This is a genomic window from Inquilinus sp., assembly GCF_057815775.1.
The window spans coordinates 1-6,100 of sequence record NZ_JBYRFX010000404.1 but is presented as its reverse complement, the minus strand read 5'-3'; the positions used below and the strand labels follow the sequence as shown (position 1 = coordinate 6,100).

The following is a 6,100-nucleotide window of genomic DNA, read 5'->3' as shown; positions in this document are numbered from 1 at the left end:
GCCAGATCGCCGCAGCACTGGTGCTGTCGATCCTGCCGACCCTGGCCCTGGCCCTCTACGCCCAGCGCTAACTCGTCGAAGGCCTCAGCCTCGGCGCCGTGAAGGGGTGACGACCATGGCGTTCCTGGACATCGCCGGCATTGCCAAGAGCTTCGGCAAGAGCCGCATCCTCGACGGCCTCGACCTCTCGGTCGAGAAGGGCGAGTTCACCGTCGTGTTCGGCCCGTCCGGTGCCGGCAAGACCGTGCTGCTGCGGCTGATCGCCGGTATCCTTCAGCCGGAGGCGGGCGATATCCGCATCGGCGGCGCCTCGATCCTCGACCAGGGGCCCGAGGCGCGGGACGTCGGCATGGCGTTCCAGAACTTCGCCCTGTACCCGCACATGGCGGCCTTCGAGAACATCGCCAGCCCGCTGCGGGCGCGGCGGACGACGGAACCGGAGATCCGGCGCCGCGTCCACGAGGTCGCTGAACTGCTGCGCATCGACCATGTGCTGGACCATCTGCCGAAGCAGCTGTCGAACGGGCAGAAGCAGCGCACCGCTTTGGCCCGCAGCCTGGTGTGCTCGCCGTCCGTCATCCTGCTTGACGACCCCTTGCGCAATGTCGACGCCAAGATCCGCTACGAGATGCGGCAGGAGCTGCCGCGCCTGCTGCGTGCGGTCGGCGCCACCGTCCTCTACGTCACCCAGGACTACAAAGAGGCGATGGCGCTGGGCGACCGGGTCGGCGTGCTGCTGGACGGCCGCTTCCGCCAGATCGACACCCCCGCCGGCATCTATGGCGCGCCCGACGATACCCGCATCGCCCGGCTGTTCGGCGACCCGCCGATCAACCTGATCGAGACGGCGGCGCGGGACGGCCGAATCACCATCGCCGGCACCGCCTTCCCGGCCCCGGCCGCGGCGCCCACTGCGAAGCCTTATCTGGTCGGGCTGCGGCCGGAGGATGTCGAGGTACGGTTCGAACCGGCGGAGGATGCGGTGCCGGTCGATCTGGAGGCGGTGACGCCCCTGAACGTCCGCACCGTGATGCTGCTGCGCGCCGCCGACGGCACCGAGATCCTGGCCAGCCGGCCGGAAGACCAGGCCGACGATCTGGGCCGCGGCCGGCGCCGCGCCTGGGCCAGGCTGGATCTGGGCCGTGCCCTGTATTTCGACCGGGACACCGGCGCCCGCCTGCCGGCCGCGACGGCCTGAGGAGCTGAGATGGCCACCCTGACGCTCGACGCCGTCTCCAAGATCTACGGCCCCCGCCTGTCCCACCCGATCCGCGCGGTCGACACCGTGTCGCTGGCGCTGCGCGATGGCGAGCTGGTCGGGCTGCTCGGCTCCTCCGGCTGCGGCAAGACCTCGACCCTGCGCATGATCGCCGGCTTCGAGAGCGTGTCGGAGGGCACCATCCGGATCGGCGACCGGATCATCAACACGCTGCGCCCGGCCGAACGCAATGTCGCCATGGCGTTCGAGGGCTATGCCCTGTATCCGCCGCTGACGGTGCGCGACAACATCGCCTTCAGCCTGCTGCGCGACCGCATCCCGAAGGCCGAGGTGCAGCAGCGGGTGGCCCATGTCGCGGCACTGCTGGAGATCGGCGACATCCTGGACCGCTATCCGCAGGCGATATCAGGCGGCCAGCAGCAGCGCGTCAGCCTGGCCCGGGCCCTGGTGCGGCGGGCCCAGATGTCCCTGCTGGACGAGCCGATGTCCCAGCTGGAGCCGCAGCTGCGCGCCGTGCTGCGGGCGCGGATCAAGGACTATCTGATCGAGCACAGGATGACGACGGTGTTCGTGACCCATGACCAGACCGAGGCGCTGGCGCTGGCCGACCGGATCGCGGTGATGGAGGGCGGGCGGCTGCAGCAATTCGCCTCGCCCACCGACCTGAAACGGCGCCCGGCCAATTTCTTCGTCGCCTCCTTCCTCGGCGAGCCGCCGATGAACCTGTTCCCGGCGAAGGTCATTCGCGAGAATGGCGGCCTGGCCGTCGAGGTGCGGGGCGAGGACGGCACGCCCGGCTTCCACCTGCCTTGGCCGCATGCCGGGCGCGACCTGGCCGAGGGCCGCACCGTCCATCTCGGCATCCGCGCCCATGAGATCCGCCTCGGTGCGCCGCGGCCGGGCGAGACCGCGCTGGACGGCGTGGTGGTGGCCAACCAGTGGCTGGGCGACCAGAGCCACATCGCCCTGGCCGTGGCCGGGGTGCGGCTGACCATCGTCACCGACCGGGCGCTGGCGGCCCCGGTCGACACGAGGCTGGCCCTGGCCCTGCCGGAGACCGCCCTGCACCTGTTCGACGGCGACAGCGGCCTGGCCATCGCCCATGGCGGCCGGCCGGCGGTGGCGGCAGCGGCATGAGCGCGGCGGTGACCAAGGACGTCCTGATCGGCCTCGATTCCGGCACCTCGGTGGTCAAGGCAGTGGCCTTCGACCTCGACGGCACCCAGATCGAGCATGTGATGCGGCCGAACGCGACCATCCCGGTCGATGGCAGCGGCCGCGAACAGGAGTTCGGCCGCACCTGGAAAGACGCCGCCGCAGTGCTGCGCGAGATGGCAGCGAAGCTGGACCGGCGCGGCCTGCGCGTCGCCGGCCTCGCCGTCACCGGCCAGGGCGACGGCACCTGGCTGATCGACCGCGACGGCGAGCCGATCGGCCGCGGCATGCTGTGGCATGACGGACGGTCCGGCCCGATCGTGGCGGAGCTGCATAAGAACGGCACGGCCAAGGCGGTGCAGCGCATCACCGGCACCATGCTGAACATGTCGCACCAATCCGGCCAACTGCTGTGGCTGAAGCGGCACCGGCCGGAGGCGCTGGCCCGTGCCGCCACCGCGCTCCACTGCAAGGACTGGCTGTATTTCCGCCTGACCGGCGAGCGGGCGACCGACATCGCCGAGGGCACCTTCACCTTCGGCGACTATCGCACCCGGTGCTACGACCCGGATGTGCTCGAACTGTTCGGCCTGCAGGACGAGGCCCGGCTGCTGCCGCCGATGGTGGATGGCGTGACGGACCACGCGGCCCTGACCCCGGCGGCCGCGGCGGTGACTGGCCTGCCCGCCGGCACGCCCGTGGTGCTGTGCCCGGTCGACCTGCTGTGCGCCGCGCTGGGCGCCGGGCTGTACGACCCCGAGGGCCGCGCCGGCTTCACCGTGCTGGGGTCAACCGGGGCGCATATGCGGCTGGTGTTCGGGGCCGACCGGGTGACGCTGGGCGAGGAGGTCGGCTACACCATGCCGTTCATCGTCCCGGGCAGCTACGTCTCCATGGTCTCGAACATGGCGGCGACCTTGAACATCGACTGGCTGTGCGGCGTGATCGAGGAGGTGGCGGAGGCCGCCGGGGCGACGCTTCCGAACCGCTCAGCCCTGATCGGCCTGCTGGACGGAAAGGCTGCCGCAGCGGCGCCGGGGCGCCTGCTGTACCACCCCTTCATCGCCGAGGCCGGGGAGCGCGGGCCCTTCGTCGACAGCGCCGCCCGCGCCGCGATCATCGGCCTGTCCGGCACCGCCGGGGCCGGCGACCTGATGCGGGCGATATACGAAAGCCTGGGCTTCGCCACCCGCGATTGCTACGAGGCGGTCGGCGGCGTGCCGGCGGAGATCCGCATGGCCGGCGGCGCCGCCCGCAGCGCCACCTGCCGCGGCATCGTCGCCGCTGCCGCCGATGCGCCGATCCGCCTGGTGAAACGCGAGGAGGTCGGCGCCGCCGGTGCCGCCATGGTGGCGGCGCTGTCCCTGGGCATCCTGCCCGACATCGACGCCGCCTGCGCCCGCTGGGTGTCGCCGCTGCTGGCCGAGCCTGAGGCACCCGACCCGGCGCTGGTCGCCCGCTACAACAGCCTGTTCCCGCAGTACCGCGCCAGCTACCGCAGCCTGCGCCCGGTCTGGCACGCCCTGGAAGACCTGAGGACCGAAGGATGACCCGACGCAAGGTTGCCGTGATCGGCGACCGCTTCATGCTGCCCCGCCTGTTCGTCGAGGCGCTGGAGGCCATCCCGGCGGAGCTCGACATCCGGACGCTGGAGCAGCCCTGGCCGGACGAGCCGATGGTGCATGGCTATGCCGGCACCGGCCTGGACGGGCTGAAGGAGTTCATGGGCGACCCGGACGAGATCGTCGGTTTCATCGGCGATGCCGAGATCCTGGTCACCCATCTGGCACCGATCTCGGCCGGCATGCTGGACCAGCTGCCGGAGCTGAAGCTGGTCGGCGTCAGCCGCGGCGGGCCGGTCAACATCGACATGAAGGCAGCCAAGGCGCGTGGAGTGAAGGTGGTGAACGCTCCCGGCCGCAATGCCAGCGCGGTGGCCGAGTTCACCATCGGCGCCATCCTGGCCGAGACCCGGCTGATCACCCGCGGCCACACCGCCCTGTCGCAGGGCAATTGGCGCGGCGACCTGTATCGCGCCGACATCACCGGCCGCGAGCTGTCGGAGATGACGGTCGGGGTGATCGGCTACGGCCATGTCGGCACCAAGGTGGTGCGGCTGCTGAAGGCCTTCGGCTGCCGCATCCTGGTGGCCGACCCCTATGTCCAGCTCGACCCCGCCGACAGCGCCGACGGCATCCGCCAAGTGCCGCTGGAGACGCTGCTGGCCGAGAGCGACGTGGTCACGCTGCATCCCCGCGTCACCGCCGAGACCACCGGCATGATCGGTGCCGAGGCCTTCGCCGCGATGAAGGACGGCGCCATCTTCGTCAACACCGCCCGCGGGCCGCTGGTCGACTACGACGCCCTCTATGACGCCCTGGTCTCCGGCAAGCTGCGCGGCGCCATGCTGGAGACCTTCGCGGTCGAGCCGCCGCCGGAGGACTGGCCTCTCCTGAAGCTGCCCAACGTCACCCTGACCCCGCACATCGCCGGCGCCTCGGTGAAGACTGTCACCTATGCCGCCGGGCAGATCGCCGAGGACGTCAGGCGCTATCTCGCCGGCGAACCCCTGCTCCGCCTCTGCTGACCTTTTTCCAGGAACCCATCATGTCCAAAGAACTCAAGCTGCGCACCCAGATCGTCGAAGCCTGCCGGCAGATGAATGCCAACGGGCTGAACCAGGGCACCTCGGGCAATATCAGCGCCCGCTGGGGTGATGGCATCTTGGTGACCCCGACCGGCGTGCCCTATGAGGAGATGACGCCGGACGACATCGTCGCCATGAAGCTGGACGGCAGCTGGGAGCATAACGACCATCGCCCGTCCTCGGAATGGCGCTTCCACCTCGATATCCACCGCAGCAAGCCTGAGGTGAACGCCATCGTCCACTGCCACCCGATGTATTCGACCATCCTGGCGATCCGAAATGTCGGGATCCCGGCGCTGCACTACATGATCGCGGCCGCCGGCGGCCCGTCGATCCCCTGCGCGCCCTATGCCACCTACGGCACGCCGGAACTGTCGGAGCACGCGATCGCCGCGCTGCAGGGCCGCACCGCCTGCCTGCTGGCCAATCACGGCATGATCGCCACCGGCTCGGCGCTGGGCAAGGCGATGTGGCTGGCAGTCGAGGTCGAAACCCTGGCCAAGCAGTATGTCTACGCCCTGATGCTGGGCGGCCCGGTGTGCCTGCCCGCCGAGGAAATCGACCGGGTGATCGAGAAGTTCAAGGATTACGGCCCGCGCCCGAAGCAGGCGGCCTGAGCGGCGATGGAGTCTGGGGCAGGGCAGGAGAACGGGGCCGTCGTCGACCTGCTGGTGGTCGGCGGCGGCGTCAACGGCGCCGGCATCGCCCGGGATGCGGTGGGACGCGGCCTGTCGGTGCTGCTGTGCGAGAAGGGCGACCTGGCCGAGGGCACGTCGAGCCGCAGCGGCAAGCTGGTGCATGGCGGGCTGCGCTATCTCGAATATTACGAGTTCCGCCTGGTGCGCGAGGCGCTGATCGAGCGCGAGGTGCTGCTGGCGGCGGCACCGCACATCATCTGGCCGATGCGCTTCGTGCTGCCGCATGACCGCGGCCTGCGCCCGGCCTGGCTGCTGCGGCTGGGGCTGTTCCTGTACGACCACATCGGCGGGCGGAAGCGGCTGCCGGCGACCCGCACCTTGGACCTGCGGCAGGACCTCGCCGGGGCGCCGCTGCAGCCGCAATACATCAAGGGCTTCGAA

General features: G+C 70.5%; 6 protein-coding genes. All 6 read left to right on the top strand.

All coding sequences use genetic code 11. The features are described 5' to 3' along the window. Nucleotides 1-115 precede the first annotated feature (115 nt). Complete coding sequence (locus AC3XYG_RS14480; RefSeq protein WP_489140543.1) at nucleotides 116-1,198, top strand: ABC transporter ATP-binding protein; 1,083 nt, start codon at nucleotides 116-118, stop codon at nucleotides 1,196-1,198. Nucleotides 1,199-1,207: 9 nt separating this feature from the next. Further along, nucleotides 1,208-2,356 (top strand): ABC transporter ATP-binding protein, encoded by a 1,149-nt coding sequence (locus tag AC3XYG_RS14475; protein WP_489140542.1) that lies wholly within the window; start codon nucleotides 1,208-1,210, stop codon nucleotides 2,354-2,356. 8 nt (nucleotides 2,357-2,364) lie between these two features. Further along, nucleotides 2,365-3,924, top strand: a complete 1,560-nt coding sequence (locus tag AC3XYG_RS14470) for an FGGY family carbohydrate kinase (RefSeq protein ID WP_489140541.1) — start codon at nucleotides 2,365-2,367, stop codon at nucleotides 3,922-3,924. Further along, nucleotides 3,921-4,961, top strand: a complete 1,041-nt coding sequence (locus AC3XYG_RS14465) for a 2-hydroxyacid dehydrogenase (protein WP_489140540.1) — start codon at nucleotides 3,921-3,923, stop codon at nucleotides 4,959-4,961. Before AC3XYG_RS14470 ends, AC3XYG_RS14465 begins: the two co-directional genes overlap by 4 nt. A 20-nt stretch (nucleotides 4,962-4,981) precedes the next feature. Beyond that, nucleotides 4,982-5,638, top strand: a complete 657-nt coding sequence (locus tag AC3XYG_RS14460) for a class II aldolase/adducin family protein (protein WP_489140539.1) — start codon at nucleotides 4,982-4,984, stop codon at nucleotides 5,636-5,638. Between the two features lie 6 nt (nucleotides 5,639-5,644). Continuing rightward, on the top strand, nucleotides 5,645-6,100 hold a 456-nt coding region (locus tag AC3XYG_RS14455; protein ID WP_489140538.1), incomplete at its 3' end, for an FAD-dependent oxidoreductase.

What these genes read in the sequence shown, in the direction of transcription:
- AC3XYG_RS14475 (WP_489140542.1), top strand. Translation starts at nt 1,208, where the DNA reads ATGGCCACCCTGACGCTCGACGCCGTCTCCAAGATCTACGGCCCCCGC.
- AC3XYG_RS14465 (WP_489140540.1), top strand. Translation starts at nt 3,921, where the DNA reads ATGACCCGACGCAAGGTTGCCGTGATCGGCGACCGCTTCATGCTGCCC.
- AC3XYG_RS14480 (WP_489140543.1), top strand. Translation starts at nt 116, where the DNA reads ATGGCGTTCCTGGACATCGCCGGCATTGCCAAGAGCTTCGGCAAGAGC.
- AC3XYG_RS14460 (WP_489140539.1), top strand. Translation starts at nt 4,982, where the DNA reads ATGTCCAAAGAACTCAAGCTGCGCACCCAGATCGTCGAAGCCTGCCGG.